Source organism: Bacteroidota bacterium (genome assembly GCA_016195025.1).
Taxonomy (GTDB): Bacteria; Bacteroidota; Bacteroidia; order Palsa-948; family Palsa-948; genus Palsa-948.
Genome location: JACQAL010000041.1, coordinates 25,117 through 41,735, shown reverse-complemented (window position 1 = coordinate 41,735; position 16,619 = coordinate 25,117). Strand labels below are relative to the sequence as shown.

The following is a 16,619-nucleotide window of genomic DNA, read 5'->3' as shown; positions in this document are numbered from 1 at the left end:
AACGCCAAAGATTGAAGCGGAAAGCCCGACCGCGTTTCGCGGGAAAGCCCGAATAAAAATACATCTTACATTTACCATCCCAAAATGGTTTCCGTAGAAGAAATAAAAGCGCCCGTCCGAAAAGAGATGGAAGAATTCGAGCAGAAGTTCCGCGATGCGATGCGGAGCCACGTTCCGCTGCTCGATAAAATCATGCAGTACATTGTGAAGCGCAAAGGCAAGCAACTGCGCCCGATGTTTGTGTTTCTTTCTGCTAAAACCTGCGGGGAGATGAATGAATCAACTTACCGCGCTGCTTCGTTGATTGAATTGCTTCATACTGCCACGCTGGTGCACGATGATGTGGTGGATGACGCGCACATGCGCAGAGGATTTTTTTCCCTGAACGCACTATGGAAAAATAAAATTGCCGTGCTGGTTGGAGATTATCTTTTATCGCGCGGATTATTGCTGTCTACCGACAATAAAGATTTTCGATTGCTTGGAATTGTTTCCAACGCAGTGAAAGAAATGAGTGAAGGCGAACTTTTGCAGATTGAAAAAGCAAGACGATTAGATGTGGACGAACCCGTTTATTTTGAAATCATCCGCCAGAAAACCGCGGTGCTGATTGCTTCGTGCTGTTCTTGTGGCGCAGCTTCGGTGGGAAGTGATGAAAAAATAATTGAGCAGATGCGATTGTTCGGTGAGCAGACGGGAATTGCTTTCCAGATTAAAGATGATTTATTTGATTTTGGAACAGGCAATGGGATTGGCAAACCGACAGGAAATGACATTAAGGAAAAAAAATTTACGCTTCCGTTAATTTACGCATTGAAAAATGCTTCTTACTTCGACAAACGAAAAATGATCAACACAATAAAAAATAATCACGAAGACGAAGAAAAAATTGCAAAGGTTACGGATTTTGTTTTGAGCAGCGGAGGAATTGAATATGCAACACAAAAAATGCACGAACATAAAGACAAAGCACTTCAGCTTCTTTCGGAATTTAAAAATTCGGATGCAAAAAATGCGCTGGAACAATTGGTAGTTTATACGATAGAAAGAAAAAATTAGAAATATGAAAACAAAAATATTTTTTTATTTACTGATTTCTACTTCCTGTTTTTTTTCCTGCTCATCTGATAAGGAAAAAAATGCAAACGATTCAAAAAAAGATTCCATAACAATTGACACAACACTTCGCGGAAAAGTTGGAGTGATTGAAAAAAATCCTCCCGTTCAGCAGGGAGATTATATTTTAAAATATTCGAATGGTGTTATAAAAATGCGCGGGTATTACATAAACGGAAAGCGCAACGGGCAGTGGACAAGTTTTTTTGAAAACGGAAATGTTCAGAGCGAAGGTTTTTTTAAAGATGGTTTTCGTGATGGAAGTGCAAAAGTGTATTACGAGAGCGAAAAACTTTATTACGAAGGATATTACAAGGATGGAAAAGAAACCGGCAAATGGATTTTTTACGATGAGCAGGGAAATAAAATTCAGGAGAAAGATTACGATAAGCCGAATTCCTGATTAACCGATTGCTTCCATTTTTATTTTCCCGACAGTAATTACATTTTCATTTTTTCTGTCCGATTCAATCAAGCCGTCCTTCAGGCGGACAATTCTGTGTGCGTGCTGCGCAATATCTTCTTCATGCGTTACTAAAATAATTGTGTTGCCTTGCCTGTGAATTTCTTCGAAGAGTCCCATAATTTCTTCCGAAGTTTTTGAATCAAGATTTCCGGTTGGCTCATCGGCAAGAATGATGGATGGCTTGTTCACCAGCGCGCGTGCAACTGCCACACGTTGTTTTTGTCCGCCCGAAAGTTCATTCGGTTTATGTTTCATTCTATCGCCAAGACCTACGTGTTCGAGCGATTCCATAGCAAGATTGATTCTTTCTTTTTTATTTATTCCGGAATAAACAAGCGGAACAGTTACATTTTCCAGCGCAGAAAGCCGCGGCATCAGATTAAAAGTTTGAAACACAAAACCGATTTCCTTATTGCGGACTTCCGCGAGTTGATTATCGCTCATGTGCGCAACGGAATGCCCGTTCAGAATATATTCTCCTTTCGAAGGCGTATCCAAACATCCTAGCACATTCATCAGAGTGGATTTTCCGGAACCGGATGGTCCCATTAGCGCCACATATTCATTCTTGTAAATATCGAGCGTAACAGAACGAAGCGCGTGAATAATTTCTGTTCCTACTTTATAAGAACGACCAATATCATTGAGAGAGATGATGGATTGCATTAGGCATAAAGGTAAATGAATTTAGAATCTAAGGGTAAAATTCTCTTTGACTTGTTCGGTTCGAAAGAAAACTAATCCCAGAAAAAATAAATCTACAGTCACTGAAACTTTCGGATGAGATTTTATTTCCTCCCACGCTTCTTCCATTTCATTTGACCAGTGAATATCATCGAAAATAAAAACAGAATCGTTGTGCGCATATTCAAGACACTGGGAAAAATATTTCAGGGTGGGTTGCTTGTGGTGATTGCCATCGAAGAAACAAAAATCAAGTTTTCGTTTTGCAAGTTTTATTTTTTGATTCAGCACATCGGGAAGAACAACATCAAAATTCCCGGTTACAAGTTTGATGTTTCCGGCATTTTCCGTTCTGAAATTTTTCTGCGCGCACTCTGCCACTTCAGGCGAACCTTCTATGGTTATCACAGTTGTTTTTTTATTTGCAGACGCAAGATAGAGCGTGCTTATTCCCAACGAAGTTCCGAGTTCAAGAATTGTTTCGGGATGGAAATGATATGCCAGGCGGAAAAGCAGCTGGCAATACTTTTCATTTTTTGCCGAGCGCTGAACAATTGCAGCAATGCTCCGCTTTCCTGATTTTCCCGTTCCGAAATCTGCAACTTCAATTTCTTTTTTTGAAATGAGAAGTTTTTTTCGGAGATGTTCAATTTTATCGAAGGAATAATAACTGCCTTTTTTATTTATCGCTTCATTGTATAACTGAAATACAAACGGAGAATGAATTCCGTGAGCGTTCTTGGCGAAAAACCAATACTTAAAATATTTCAGAAGAAAAATCAGTTGCTTCACAGGGCGAAAGTAGCAATTCGCAAAAACATGACTGAAATTTTCTACATTCGTCAGATGAAAAATAAAATCATCCTTTCAGCAATTATTCTCACAGCAGGAACAAATCTCTTTTCACAAAAAACTTCTATGGAAAATTTCGCCATTGTAATTCATGGAGGAGCGGGAACCATTCTCAAAGACAGCATGAGTCCGCAACTCGAACAGCAATACAAAGACAAACTCAACGAAGCGCTCAATGCTGGTTACGATGTGCTCGCCAAAGGCGGCACTTCGATGGATGCGGTGATTGCATCCATAAAAGTGATGGAAGATTCTCCACTCTTCAACGCGGGCAAGGGTTCGGTGTTTAATCACGATGGAAAAAATGAAATGGATGCAAGCGTAATGGACGGAAAAAATTTGAAAGCCGGTGCAGTTGCCGGAGTTCACACCATAAAAAATCCGATTGAAGGCGCGAGAGCGGTGATGGAAAAATCTCCGCACGTATTATTATCAGGAGAAGGCGCGGATAAATTCGCAAAGGAACAGGGATTAAAAATTGAAGACCCGAAATATTTTTACGATGAGAAACGCTGGCAGCAACTTCAAAAAATAAAAAAGCAGGATGAAATAAAACTCGACCATAATTCTTCCGACACATCCGGTTATGTTCATCCGAAAGATGCAGAGTTTATGCCAGACAAAAAATTCGGAACTGTCGGTTGTGTTGCGCTGGATAAATACGGAAATATTTCCGCAGGAACTTCCACGGGCGGAATGACCAACAAAAAATTCGGGCGCGTGGGCGATTCTCCGATTATTGGTGCGGGCACGTATGCGAACAACAAAACCTGCGCGGTGAGCTGCACCGGCCATGGAGAATTTTTCATTCGCAACGTGGTGGCGTATGATGTTTCCGCGCTGATGGAATATAAAGGAATGACGCTCGTACAGGCAGCGAATGAAGTGGTGATGAAAAAACTTGTCGCTCAGGGAGCAGAAGGCGGGCTCATTGCCATTGACGCGAAAGGAAATATTGCCATGCCGTTCAATTCGGCAGGAATGTATCGCGCATACAAAAAAAGTGACGGGAAATCAGAAGTGAAAATCTACAAAGACGAAAAATAATTTTTCAAAAAAATTTGTGGGTTGTACTGGATTTGAACCGGTGACCTCTACCTTGTCAAGGTAGCGCTCTAAACCAGCTGAGCTAACAACCCGAAAAGTTTGCAAATGTATCAATCTAATTTCCGCAAACACTTTTCCACAATCGCTCAACAGAATGAATGTGCATAACTACAAACAGGATTTCTCACAATGATTTTTATTTTCGCTTCCCATTTTCGTAAATTCGGATATTCGTAGAAATTCGCGATTCGCACACATGATATCAAAACCAACCATAGCACGCATTATTGAGTCAGCACGCATCGAGGAAGTTGTCGGAGATTTTCTAACGCTGAAAAAGCGCGGTTCTCGTTTTGTAGCTTGTTGTCCATTTCATAATGAAAAAACTCCCTCATTTACTATAACACCTTCACTTAATATTTATAAATGTTTCGGCTGCGGAAAAGGTGGCGACTCGGTGAGTTTTGTGATGGAGCACGAGAAAATGAATTATCCAGAAGCGCTCCGCTACCTCGCAAAAAAATATAATATCGAGATAGAAGAAATTTATGATAGAAATATTGAGGAAGAAAAAAAATTAGAAAGCGAGCGCGAAAGTTTGTATGTGGTAAACGGATACGCGCAGAAATATTTTACCGAAACACTTTTAAATACCGATGAAGGAAAATCGATTGGACTGAGTTATTTTAAAGAGCGCGGATTGTCGGATGAAATCATTCAGAAGTTTCAACTCGGCTACGCACACGAAGGAAAAAATATTTTTACCGATGCTGCGCTGAAGGAAGGATATAATTTGGATTACCTTGTGAAAGCTGGATTGACGATTCGTCACGAAGATAATCCTGAACGGATTTACGACCGCTTCGCAGGAAGAGTAATGTTCCCCATTCACAACATTACCGGACGCGTGATTGGTTTTGGCGGACGCGCGTTGAGAAAAGATGCGAAGGCAAAATATGTGAACTCTCCCGAGAGTGAAATCTACCACAAGAGCAATGTACTTTACGGAATGAATGTGGCGCGCAAAGCGATTGCAAATGATGATAATTGTTTTTTGGTGGAAGGTTACATGGATGTAATCTCCATGCACGTTGCAGGAATTGAAAATGTGGTTGCTTCTTCCGGAACTTCTCTTACCGTTGAACAAATTCGGTTAATCAAGCGCTATACAAATAATATTACGATTATGTACGATGGCGATGCGGCAGGAATCAAAGCGAGTTTCCGCGGGATAGATATGATTTTGGAAGAAGGATTAAATGTGCGCGTAGTTTTATTTCCCGAAGGTCATGACCCCGATTCTTTTTCACGCAAGCACAGCGAAACGGAAGTGCGGAATTTCATAGACGAAAATAAAACCGATTTCATTCGCTTCAAAACGCAATTGCTGTATGAAGATGTAAAAAATGATCCGATAAAAAAATCGGAACTTATTAATCAAATTATTGGAAGTATTGTATCAATGCCAAACTCTATTACTAGAAGCGAATACATCCAGACATGTGGCAAGATTATGAAAGTAGATGAACAGATTTTATTTAATGAATTGAATAAAGCGCTGAGAAAAAGATATGCTAAGAGAATGGACGAACTTCCTATAGAAGAAATCATTGACATTGAAAATTCATCCGTTCCGCAACCAATAGACTTTAATAGAGATACTGCCGAACATCACGAAAAAGAAATTATCCGTCTTCTTTTGAATTATGGAGATAAAATTTTACAAATGCAGACAGAAGTAAAAGATGAAGAAGGAAATGTAAAAACTGAAGTTGAAAATATTTCTGTTACACGATTTATTGTAGAACATCTTTTAGTTGACAATATAAATTTCGAACACGAACTCTACGGAAAAATATTTTCTGAGTTCAGCAAAGAAGAAACTCCTTCCCAGGAATATTTCATCCATCACGAAGATTCTGAAATCGCGCGCACTGCCATTGACCTTACCACATTTCCCTATACAATTTCAGATTGGATGGCAAAGCACGGCATACAGGTGCAAAAAGAAGAAGATGTTTTAAAGATTGCCGTGGAGCATGCAATCTATTCGCTCAAAGTGAAAAAACTCATTCAGATGATTACGGCAACGCAGAAAGAAATTGAACATGCAGAATCCGAAGAAGACATCCTCGCGCTCGTTGCCAAAAAGAAAATGCTCGACCAAGCAAAAAATACTTTCTCAAAAGAGTTGGGCTGGGTAGTTCTCCGATGACATATTCCGAAACACTTTCTTATCTCTATTCACGTTTACCGATGTACCAACGCATTGGCGCTTCCGCTTACAATACCGATTTGAATAATACGATTGCGATTTGCAAACTCCTCGGCAATCCGGAAAAAAAAATCCAGTCGGTGCATATTGCAGGGACGAACGGAAAAGGTTCAGTTTCGCACATGCTTGCTTCGGTTTTGCAATGCGCGGAATATAAAGTTGGATTGTATACTTCTCCGCACTTAAAAGATTTCCGGGAAAGAATAAAAATAAATGGGAAGATGATTCCCGAAAATTATGTGGTGGAGTTTGTAGAGAAATACAAAAAAGATTTCCAAGAAATAAAATCTTCCTTCTTTGAATGGACAGTCGGGCTGGCGTTTGATTATTTCGCAAAAGAAAAAGTGGATATTGCAATAATCGAAACAGGTCTTGGCGGAAGATTGGATTCCACGAATGTGATTACTCCGTTACTTTCCATCATCACCAACATAAGTTACGACCATCAGAATTTATTGGGAGATACATTGAAAAAAATTGCAGACGAGAAAGCAGGAATAATAAAAAAGAATGGAATTATTATCATAGGAGAAAAACAAAAAGAAGTAAAAAATGTTTTTGAAGGTAAAGCGAAAAAAGAAAATGCTTTGCTTCTCTTCACAGAAGATTTTATTTTAGGAACAAAAAATATTAATTGCGGATTAAAAGGAAACTACCAGCAGAAAAATATTCCAACAGTTATTCTTGCTTCTGAAATTCTTCATCAGTTAGGATTTGAAATAAAACCAAACGATATAAAGAAAGGACTGGAAGATGTAATCAAACTCACAGGACTGCGAGGAAGATGGGAGATTCTTTCCAAAGAACCATTAATCATCGCAGACATTGCGCACAATAAAGCAGGTCTTAAAGAAGTTTTCAAACAAGCCAAAACTATTCCGCATAAAAAACTTCACATTGTTTTCGGAGCGGTGAATGATAAAGACATCCGAAAAATTCTTTCTCTTCTTCCGAAGAAAGCAAACTACTATTTCTGCAAAGCAGATATTCCGAGAGCGTTGGATGAAAAAATTCTTGCTGAAGAAGGAAAAAAATTTGGATTGAATGGGGAAATTTATTCGAGCGTGCAACAAGCATTATCTTTCGCTAAAAAAAATTCTTCTTCAAAAGATTTTATTCTCATAACCGGCAGTGCGTTTGTGGTGGCAGAAGCAATTTAGAGAATCTTTTGTCTATGAGATTTCTTTTATATTTGCAATCCTTTTTAACATGGGAGCTTAGCTCAGCTGGTTCAGAGCAATTGCCTTACAAGCAATGGGTCGGGGGTTCGAACCCCTCAGCTCCCACACATTGAAAATCTACACGAAGAAAGGCGACAAAGGCGAAACTTCACTTCTTGGCGGAACAAAAGTTAAGAAGTCAAACATTCGCATTGAATCTTACGGAACGGTGGATGAACTCAACTCGTGGCTCGGTTTAATCCGCGACCAGAATATTTCTGCCGATACAAAAAAATTTCTCGTTCACATTCAGGGTAGATTATTTACAATTGGTTCTCATCTTGCCACAGATCCGCAAAGGCCAAAACCAAAAATTCCGGATATAACGGAAGAAAATGTTACCGCGCTTGAAAAAGAAATTGACAAGATGAATGAAACTATTCCTGAAATGAAATCATTTGTTCTTCCCGGAGGGCACACAACCGTTTCCTATTGCCACATTGCACGCTGTGTTTGCCGAAGAGCAGAAAGAAATATTGTTCATCTTTCCAGAGAAGAAAAAGTAGAAGACATCATTATCAAATATCTCAACCGTCTATCCGATTATCTTTTTATTCTGGCACGGAAATTTTCGCACGACCTTCATGCAGAAGAAATCCCGTGGAAGCACGAGTAATTAAGGGTAAAAAATTCCCATAAAATATTTTCACATTTTCTTTTGTTGGTAACGGAAATTTTTATCTTCGCGCACGATTTGAAAAAATCTAAAAACTAAAATCGCCCAACCATGTACTGGACACTCGAACTTGCCTCTTATCTAGAAGACGCTCCGTGGCCTGCGACTAAAGACGAATTGATTGATTTCGCCTTGCGAACAGGCGCGCCCATGGAAGTGATTGAAAATCTTCAGGAGATTGAAGACGATGAAGAGGTGTTTGAGAATATTGATGACATCTGGCCTGATTATCCTACCAAAGAGGATTTCTTTTTCAACGAAGATGAATATTGAGAGAAGTACCAAACCTCAATTTCCAAGTTCCAACAAAATCCCAAAACCCAAATTTCAAATTTGGGAAATTATTTTGCTTTGAAATTTGGATTTTGGGATTTAATTATCCCGCAGGTCAACAACTTCCACTCCTTTATAGTCCGCTTTATTGAATGTGAACATGGCATCTGCCATCTCTGAATTGGTAGTGAAATTTTTTACAGTGATAGTGTTGCTCGTTCCGTTTTTGTTCATGATTTTAGCAGAGGTAATTTGTTTTTTCGCTTTATCAATGAAAAGCTGAATCGTATGGAAAGATTTTTTATCGGGGTCGAGCGGATATAAATTAATCGCATCTACTTTCGCTCCATTCAACACATCTTCTTTTTCATATTTGTATTTATAGCCCTTTTCATAGAGCGTAAAAATATTTACCGGATTAATATTGTCAGTTGCATTCGGATCGGGAGCATTGTTGATTTGAACTTCGTTTGATTCCTTTATATAAGTCCACTGCGTTTTTCCATCGCAGAAAATTGTTTGTCCTTTGAATTCCAATTTATATTTTGTTCCTTTTAATTGCAGAGTGCCTGTTTGCGTATCTGTAACGGAAGATTTTGTATTGGTTTCTTTTTTTTCTGTTACAGCGGTAAAATCTGCTTTGATGGTGGAATAAGTTTTTGTTTGCTTGGCGACTTCATCCAAAATTGCCTTTGCTTTTGCATCAACAACTTCTTTCGGCATTTGTGCAAATCCTTCAACTACGCTCAAGATGATAAAGACAAATAAAAATACCGCTGTGAAAAATAATTTAATCATTTTCATAATGAGAATTTTTTCTTTGGAACTTTTCAGACAGCGGGTTTATTTTCTCCCAGATTGTCCGAACCGTTTCCATTTGCTTTAGACAATAACTGTTCCAAAGATACGGGATCTTTTACAAGCACCTCGCGTGCTTTGCTTCCCTTGAACGGACCGATAATTCCTGCTGCTTCCAATTGGTCAACAATTCTTCCCGCACGGTTGTAGCCGAGTTTTAATTTCCGCTGAAGAAGCGAAGCCGAACCCTGCTGATGCGCGACAACAATTCGTGCGGCTTCTTCGAAGAAATCATCTTTGTCCGAAGGATCAAATTCTCCTAACTCATCCGCATCTTCATCAATATATTCAGGAAGTTTGAATGCTTCAGGATACGCGCGCTGGTTGCCGATGAAATCAGTTACCGCTTCCACTTCAGGCGTATCTACAAACGGGCATTGCAAACGAATCAAATCACTTCCCATAGAAAAAAGCATATCGCCTTTTCCAATGAGTTGGTCTGCACCGCCTGCATCTAAAATAGTTCTTGAATCAATTTTTGATTGAACACGGAAAGCAATTCGCGCGGGAAAGTTTGCTTTGATTAATCCTGTCACAACATTTACAGACGGACGCTGTGTTGCAATGATGAGATGAATTCCCGTAGCGCGCGCAACTGCCGCAAGGCGCGTGAGCGGTGTTTCAATTTCTTTTCCCGCCTGCGCAATCAAATCGCCAAACTCATCCACCACCACTACTATATAAGGAAGAAACTTGTGTCCCTTTTTCGGATTCAGTTTTCTGTCTATGAATTTTGCGTTATACTCTTTGATGTTTCTCACCATAGAGAGATTAAATAAATTCAAACGGTCATCCATTTCCATGCAGAGTGATTTCAACGTATGAATCACTTTTGTAGTATCTTTTATGATTGCGTCTTCCGAGTTGGGAAGTTTGGCAAGAAAATGTCTTTCAATTTTATTGAAGAGCGTTAACTCCACGCGCTTCGGATCTATCAAAACAAATTTTATCTGTGCAGGATGTTTTTTATAGAGAAGCGACGTGAGAATCACATTCAGCCCTACGGATTTTCCCTGCCCGGTTGTTCCTGCAACGAGCAAGTGAGGCATTTTGGTTAAATCCGCTATGAAAGTTTCGTTCGCAATTGTTTTTCCCAAACCGAACGGCAATTCAAAATTTGTATTCTGAAATCTTTCCGAAGCAATGATTGAACGCATGGAAACCAATTCGGGATTTTGATTGGGAACTTCAATGCCTATTGTTCCTTTGCCAGGCATGGGCGCGATGATTCTTATTCCCAGCGCTGCAAGCGAAAGAGCAATATCGTCTTCCAGATTTTTTATTTTAGAAATGCGTACACCTTCTGCCGGAACAATTTCATAGAGCGTAACGGTTGGGCCAATCGTTGCCTTTATTTTTGCAATTTCAATTCCAAAGTTTTTCAGCGTGTTAACAATTTTGTCTTTGTTCGCTATGAGTTCTGCCTGGTTAACGGTTGCTTCGCTTTGCCCGTAATCTTTCAGCAAATCAATAGATGGTTTTTGATAATCTGAAAGTTCGAGCGTAGGATCAAATTCTCCGAAGGAAGAAAGGTCTTCTTCGCCTTCTTCCACCACTGCTTCCTCTGAAGTTTTCGCAACAGTGAACTGAACATTTTCATCTTCTGCTTTCACTTCTTCCTGCTGAACTTCGGGAACCATTTCGAACATCATTGGTTTCTCTTCAACTTTTTCTTCCTGGTGAATAGATTCTACAACTGGCAGTTCAACCTCTTCTTTTTTCTCAGCGACTGGTTCTACAGAAACAACTTCCATCGGAATATTTTTAGCAGGAAGGATTTCTTCTTCCGCCATTGTATCGAGCGATTCCATCAGCGCTTCTGCCTGCTTGCTTCTGAACCAGTCGAAGGCATAGTTGAATGAAATCACCATGAAGCCGAAGAAAGTAAACACCATTAAAAATCCTGTGCCGATGATTCCAAGCGTTTGGTTGAGCCATAAACTTGTTTGGTAACCGAAAGTTCCGCCAAGAAAAAAATAATTGTCGTGAAAAATATATCCGAGCCCGATGGAACTCCAGATTAAAACAAAAGCCGAGCGCTTAAAAAAATTTCTGAGCGGAAGTAAAGAGGTTTTGAAAAGAATTCTGAAACCGGAAAGAAAAGTAAAAGCCACAAAAAAATACGATGCAACTCCAAATCCTTTGTGAATGAATAAATGTGAAATCACCGCTCCGAATTTTCCCAGCCAGTTTTCCACTCCTGTTTGAACGGCAGGAAGAATTGCCACCTCATCGCTGGAGAAAAATAATTCTCTCCACGAACCCATTACTTTATCCTGGTCGGCTTTCCACGTGAAAAGAAAAGAAGTGAATGCCACGAGCAAATAAACGGAAGCAAGAATGAGCGCAAGCCCGATAACTCTGTGCAGGCGTTCGTCTTTCACAAAATTTATTACGGGCTGAAGCGGATTTATTTTTTCTTTTGGAACTCTTTTTTTTCTTTTCGGGGTTTCCTCCGTCTTAACTTCTTTGTTTTCTTCCTGCTTCTCTTTGCGAATATTTTTTTTCGGCTTTACTTCTTCTTCCTCTTCATTCACATCTTCAATCAAATTATCTTCGCTTTCTTCCTCTTCCAATTCTTCTTCCTTGCGCGTTTTTTTAAATTCATTGCGCGCTTTCTTGAATTTATTTTCGGAAGATATTTCTATTTCTTCTTCTGCCATAACAAAGTGTAGGTTCTCAAAAATAGGTATGAACACGCGAATGAACCTTTTCATAGCGCATAACTTGTTAACGGATTGATGTTAAAAAGACAGGTAGAGAAAAATCAATAAATGAGAAACGAAGAAGAAGGGAGAATATTGTTTAGTTGGAAGCAGGATTAAGTTCCTGAAGAATTTTTTCTAATTCAGAGAAAGGAATTTTTTTGTAATCGTTCTGGGAAACTTCAAAGGCGCTGTCTTCAACTTTTTGCGCCAGCACTTGTTTTGCTTTCAGATGCATGGTTAAGCCGTAACGTTCCATTTCAAAATCCATGAGCACGCCATCAATTTTTTCATAGGGGTTTGACCAGTTCGGATGATTAATTCCAATATCGTTGGTATAAAATACGTGAAGCGTTTCTCCGTTCTTGAGAGTTACAATTGATTCTTTGCAGTTAAATCCGGCAATGGTTTGAGTGTTTTTGCCCGGCTCTAACTTAGTTAAATAGGAAGCGTTCAGTGCTTTCATTTCTTCGGGGCTTAAATCGGCAACATATTTTTTATTTATCAGGGTGAGCGTCTGCGCAACTTTTTTTTCTGCCTGCTTTGAAACATACGTAATGCTGATGAGGCCCATCATGCCGGACATATCGTTTACCATATTATTATTCTTAAAGCGCAGGTATGCTTTATTCGGCAATCCGGAAATCATCATGTTGTTCGGGTCAAGTTTTGGGTAAGTAATATCGTATTCAATAACTCCTTCGGAAATATTTTTCCCACCAAGAATTTTTTTAAATAATTCTCCGCCTTTATAAAAATACAGGAATGCAAAAGCGCCTGCTAAAACAAGAAGAGCAACTATGAAAATTCGTCTTCGCATAAAAACTATGCCTCTCTTTAATAAGCGACAAATATAAGCGCATAATTTAATTAATAGGGTAAATCTTTTCTAATAAAATTAAGCCGTGTTTTTGCAAAAGATTAGTTTATTTATACCTTTGACATTCTATAATCAAAAAACATTTTCATGAAAAACATTTTACTTTCATTTTTATTCTCAGGAGCAATTTATGCTTCAGCACAAACAGTAACCTGGGATTTTGACACGCCTGCATGGACTGGTTCTGGCACTGGTATTGAACCATCGGGCTGGATAAGTGAAAATGAAATCACGCTTTTAGGAAACCCTCAATCTGTTTTTCAGGCAACGAGCCCCGATGTTCACGGAGGAACTTATGCAATGAAACTTCTTTCTGTAACGATGACGAATAACCCGGGAAATTCATTGCCGAATCCGATCGGGTTAGCCGCTCCCGGAAAACTTGTGAGTTTTGTTCCAAAATTCGGAATGCAATATACTGCGCGGCCGGCTTCAGTTTCGTTCTGGTATAAATATGCTCCTGCAGCAGGAGACACAGCGCAATTTTTAATTGCTCTTTGGAATAGCACTACACACGATACCATTGCTTCAGGATTTTGGCCAACAGGAACAACTGTTACTAATTATGTCAATCAAACTGTCACGTTAATTTACAATCCGGCATTCTCTACAGAGTTTCCCGATTCAATGGGGCTTACATTTTCTTCTACAAAATTATTTAACAAAGTCGGGAACACGTATGTTATGTGTATGAATTGCGGAATGGCTGGAAGTACTCTATGGGTGGATGATATTTCTTTCAACGGATGGAATGGCATTAACGAACATACGGCATCAAATGATATAACTCTTTTTCCGAATCCCGCAACTGATATTGTAACTATTATTGCCGATGTGAATGAAGCATACTCAGTAAATGCCTATGACATGACCGGCAGAAAAATTTCTTCGGCAATTTTTACTCAGTCAATGAATGCTATGAATAGAAAAGAAACTCATATCAGCACTTCTAAATTTCCTTCAGGAATTTATTCTTACACTGTGCTTGATAAAAATGGAAATGCTTTGTGCGAAGGAAAATTTAATGTGATAAAATAATTTCTCCGGAGAAACTTATTACAAACCCTTTTCATTTCCCGAAAAGGGGTTTTTTTTCATACTGTAAAATAATAAAGGCGGATTAATTTCTTAACCCGCCTTTATCAGTAAACTTTTAAAAAGATTACTTCCTGAGATGTTTGCTAACCAATTTGGTCATTTCAAACATACTCACGGTTTTTTTGCCACCAAAAATAGCTTTCAAGGTATCATCCGCATTAATGTTGCGTCTGTTTTTTTTGTCTTGAAGATTGTGCTTCTTGATGTACGCCCACATTTTTTTTGCCACTTCCGTGCGAGGAAGAGCTTTGCTGCCTGTTACTTTTGCGAGGTCTGCGCTTGGATTCAGCGGAGCCATGAATGCCGCATTTGGTTTTCTTTTTGCCATTTTGTTTTTTGATTTAAAGGTTAGAACTTTGTTTTAATTTTCATAGCGAAAATATACTATTTCCCTATGATACCATAGGGAAAATGCAATTGTTAATAACTTTTTCATAGGGAAAACTGAAAATTCTCCTATGAGAAATCACTTTTTTCTGGCAATAATAAGCCCGTCCCGCAGGGGAAGAAGCACATTTTCCACCCGTGAATCGCTTTGAATCTTCTGAGAATATTCATAGAGGGATTTGGTCTCAATGTCCATTTTCATAGGAGAATTGAGGATTTTACCGCTCCAGAGCACATTATCCGCTATGATGTAACCGCCCTGTTTCACCTTGGGGAACACAAGGTCATAGTAGGTGCTGTAATTCTCCTTGTCGGCATCAATAAATACGAGGTCAAACTCCTCTTTTAGCAAGGGCAAGATATTAACAGCAGAGCCGATATGCAGGGTGATTTTGCCCTGCAAGCCTGCTTCCTTTATATAACGCATGATGATTTCCTTGAACTCTTCGTTCACATCAATGGTGTGAAGCATTCCTCCATTCTGCAATCCTTGCGCTAAACAAATTGCAGAATAGCCGGTGAAAGTTCCAATCTCCAGAATATTTTTCGGGCGAATCATTTTGCTGAACATCTGAAGCATTAATCCCTGCATGTGCCCCGAAAGCATTTGCGGCATTGTCATCTTCAAATGCGTTTCACGATTTAATTTTTTCAGAACATCTAATTCAGCGTCTGAATTTTTCAGAGCGTATTCTTCAATTTCTGGAGGAAGAAAATTCATAGAGAAAAAATTATTTATCCTGCAAATGAAATTTATGGAGGAAGCGGTGAGCAACAGGAGCAAGAACAAAAGCAATTGTTGTGAGGAAAACTACCCCGCTGAAAATTGCATAGAAGGATGCAAATAATTTTCCAACCGAAGTTGTCATCGGATCTACCGGTCCCATTCCCGTAAGAATCATGGAAGCATTGAGCAGCGAATCAAGCCATCCTAAATTTTCTGTAAAGTGATAGCCGAGAATCCCAATCAGAAGTGAAATTGCTACAATAACTCCGCCCCAGAAAAAATTTCTGAGCAGGCGGCTGTAATATTCTTTTTTAGGAAGAAGAGGCTTAGAATGATGTTCGTACATAAGAAATTATTTTACGCTTACAACAGCTAATTTTTTTCCGTCAGGACTTAAAGTGATTCTCGCAGGTTTTGTGATTCCAAACTTTTCAAGATTTATAATTTCAGTTGCGCCTGCTTTACTATTCATATATCCTGAAACAATGGAGTTGTCCGATAAAGACCAGATTTCAAATTTGCCTCGAAGTAAAAAATCCTCGCTCTCAGTCATTCCTTTTATATAGGAGGTTTTTGATTTTGGTGAGTACTCGTAAACGTTATTAAAATGGCCTGCTTTTGTAGTATACCACAAATTTCCATCTCTCATCTTCATGCACCTTCCGATGCTGTCAGCAATCACAGAAGTTTTTTGTGTATGAATATTTGCAATCTGTAAAGTGAATGCAGGTTTTGTTAAAACATTTATAGCAACACTATCTGTATTTATCCAGCAGTGATAACCGATTTCTTTCTCTTTATCCATAATGCAAATCGGTTCCCCTCCAACCAAAGGAAATTTCCACAGCCGCTGTGTAGAATCTTTTTCGACCATCACCACAGAAATATTTTTTCCGTCAGACATGAAAGTCGGAGAATATTCACTGGTTGGAGTTTTCGTGAATTGAGTAATTTGTTTTGTAGTTAAATCATATTTATAAATATCTGTTGGACCTCCGCTATCCTTCTGAGAAGAAAACAAAATATATTTTCCGTCAGGAGAAAATGCCGGCTGGTTGTCATAACCTTTTCTGTTTGTAATATTGACAGGATTATGAAATGAAATTTGTCCTGCACTGTCTTTAATGTCAAGAAGCCAGATATCGCAATCAGGAAGTTGAGAGAAACAGTAAGCAGTTTGCAGTAGGCAGCAGGCAAATAAATACAAATGCTTCATGTTGCCAAAGTACAACATTTTTAACTTTGGTTAATCTACAGGAAATGAAAAAAATTATTCTTATATTATTAGTTGCTCTGAGTGGAAGTAGAGTGTCTTTCTCGCAGATAAAAATCACAAAAGCTACACAGCAAAAAAC

The 16,619-nt window shown here is 39.0% G+C and carries 17 protein-coding genes and 2 tRNA genes; 9 read left to right on the top strand and 10 right to left on the bottom strand.

Features of this window, described 5'->3' with window-relative positions:
* Positions 1-84: 84 nt before the first annotated feature.
* Entirely contained in the window at positions 85-1,059 is a 975-nt protein-coding gene (locus HY063_08505; protein ID MBI3501820.1) for a polyprenyl synthetase family protein, read from the top strand.
* A gap of 4 nt (positions 1,060-1,063) precedes the next feature.
* Positions 1,064-1,519: a hypothetical protein gene (locus HY063_08500; GenBank protein MBI3501819.1), complete on the top strand. Its 456-nt coding sequence runs from the start codon at positions 1,064-1,066 to the stop codon at positions 1,517-1,519.
* Here the strand turns inward: HY063_08500 and HY063_08495 are convergent, their stop codons facing one another.
* Positions 1,520-2,239: an ABC transporter ATP-binding protein gene (locus tag HY063_08495; protein ID MBI3501818.1), complete on the bottom strand. Its 720-nt coding sequence runs from the start codon at positions 2,237-2,239 to the stop codon at positions 1,520-1,522.
* Between the two features lie 30 nt (positions 2,240-2,269).
* The gene (locus tag HY063_08490; protein ID MBI3501817.1) at positions 2,270-3,049 is read right to left on the bottom strand and encodes a class I SAM-dependent methyltransferase; all 780 of its coding nucleotides are present in this window, start codon (positions 3,047-3,049) and stop codon (positions 2,270-2,272) included.
* 63 nt (positions 3,050-3,112) lie between these two features.
* Here HY063_08490 and HY063_08485 point away from each other — a divergent pair, with 63 nt between their 5' ends.
* Positions 3,113-4,165 carry an isoaspartyl peptidase/L-asparaginase gene (locus HY063_08485; GenBank protein MBI3501816.1) on the top strand — a complete coding sequence of 351 codons (1,053 nt, stop codon included), beginning with the start codon at positions 3,113-3,115 and terminating at the stop codon, positions 4,163-4,165.
* A gap of 17 nt (positions 4,166-4,182) precedes the next feature.
* Here the strand turns inward: HY063_08485 and HY063_08480 are convergent.
* Positions 4,183-4,257, bottom strand: a tRNA-Val gene (locus tag HY063_08480).
* A 164-nt stretch (positions 4,258-4,421) separates the two neighbouring features.
* Between HY063_08480 and dnaG the strand changes: the two genes are divergently transcribed.
* The 5 genes from dnaG to HY063_08455 all read left to right on the top strand — a co-directional run bounded on the left by dnaG (position 4,422) and on the right by HY063_08455 (position 8,609).
* Positions 4,422-6,380, top strand: coding sequence for a DNA primase (dnaG, locus tag HY063_08475; protein ID MBI3501815.1), 1,959 nt, complete (start codon positions 4,422-4,424; stop codon positions 6,378-6,380).
* Positions 6,377-7,600, top strand: a complete 1,224-nt coding sequence (locus HY063_08470) for a bifunctional folylpolyglutamate synthase/dihydrofolate synthase (GenBank protein ID MBI3501814.1) — start codon at positions 6,377-6,379, stop codon at positions 7,598-7,600. Before dnaG ends, HY063_08470 begins: the two co-directional genes overlap by 4 nt.
* Before the next feature lie 51 nt (positions 7,601-7,651).
* Positions 7,652-7,726, top strand: a tRNA-Val gene (locus HY063_08465).
* A 4-nt stretch (positions 7,727-7,730) separates the two neighbouring features.
* Entirely contained in the window at positions 7,731-8,276 is a 546-nt protein-coding gene (locus tag HY063_08460; protein MBI3501813.1) for a cob(I)yrinic acid a,c-diamide adenosyltransferase, read from the top strand.
* 111 nt (positions 8,277-8,387) lie between these two features.
* Positions 8,388-8,609 (top strand): DUF2795 domain-containing protein, encoded by a 222-nt coding sequence (locus tag HY063_08455; protein MBI3501812.1) that lies wholly within the window; start codon positions 8,388-8,390, stop codon positions 8,607-8,609.
* Positions 8,610-8,708: 99 nt separating this feature from the next.
* Here the strand turns inward: HY063_08455 and HY063_08450 are convergent, their stop codons facing one another.
* The 3 genes from HY063_08450 to HY063_08440 all read right to left on the bottom strand — a co-directional run bounded on the left by HY063_08450 (position 8,709) and on the right by HY063_08440 (position 12,992).
* Entirely contained in the window at positions 8,709-9,413 is a 705-nt protein-coding gene (locus HY063_08450; protein MBI3501811.1) for an outer membrane lipoprotein carrier protein LolA, read from the bottom strand.
* 26 nt (positions 9,414-9,439) lie between these two features.
* Positions 9,440-12,130, bottom strand: coding sequence for a DNA translocase FtsK (locus HY063_08445; protein MBI3501810.1), 2,691 nt, complete (start codon positions 12,128-12,130; stop codon positions 9,440-9,442).
* Positions 12,131-12,272: 142 nt separating this feature from the next.
* Complete coding sequence (locus tag HY063_08440; protein ID MBI3501809.1) at positions 12,273-12,992, bottom strand: hypothetical protein; 720 nt, start codon at positions 12,990-12,992, stop codon at positions 12,273-12,275.
* Between the two features lie 147 nt (positions 12,993-13,139).
* On the opposite strand from HY063_08440, the gene HY063_08435 reads away from it, so the two are divergent.
* Complete coding sequence (locus tag HY063_08435; GenBank protein ID MBI3501808.1) at positions 13,140-14,090, top strand: T9SS type A sorting domain-containing protein; 951 nt, start codon at positions 13,140-13,142, stop codon at positions 14,088-14,090.
* Between the two features lie 124 nt (positions 14,091-14,214).
* Here the strand turns inward: HY063_08435 and HY063_08430 are convergent, their stop codons facing one another.
* The 4 genes from HY063_08430 to HY063_08415 all read right to left on the bottom strand — a co-directional run bounded on the left by HY063_08430 (position 14,215) and on the right by HY063_08415 (position 16,480).
* Positions 14,215-14,478, bottom strand: a complete 264-nt coding sequence (locus HY063_08430; protein ID MBI3501807.1) for an SWIB/MDM2 domain-containing protein — start codon at positions 14,476-14,478, stop codon at positions 14,215-14,217.
* 138 nt (positions 14,479-14,616) lie between these two features.
* Positions 14,617-15,258, bottom strand: a complete 642-nt coding sequence (locus HY063_08425; GenBank protein MBI3501806.1) for an O-methyltransferase — start codon at positions 15,256-15,258, stop codon at positions 14,617-14,619.
* Between the two features lie 10 nt (positions 15,259-15,268).
* A complete protein-coding gene (locus HY063_08420) occupies positions 15,269-15,610 on the bottom strand; it encodes a hypothetical protein (GenBank protein ID MBI3501805.1) in 342 nt (113 codons plus the stop codon).
* A gap of 6 nt (positions 15,611-15,616) precedes the next feature.
* Positions 15,617-16,480: a PD40 domain-containing protein gene (locus tag HY063_08415; protein ID MBI3501804.1), complete on the bottom strand. Its 864-nt coding sequence runs from the start codon at positions 16,478-16,480 to the stop codon at positions 15,617-15,619.
* Positions 16,481-16,619 lie beyond the last annotated feature (139 nt).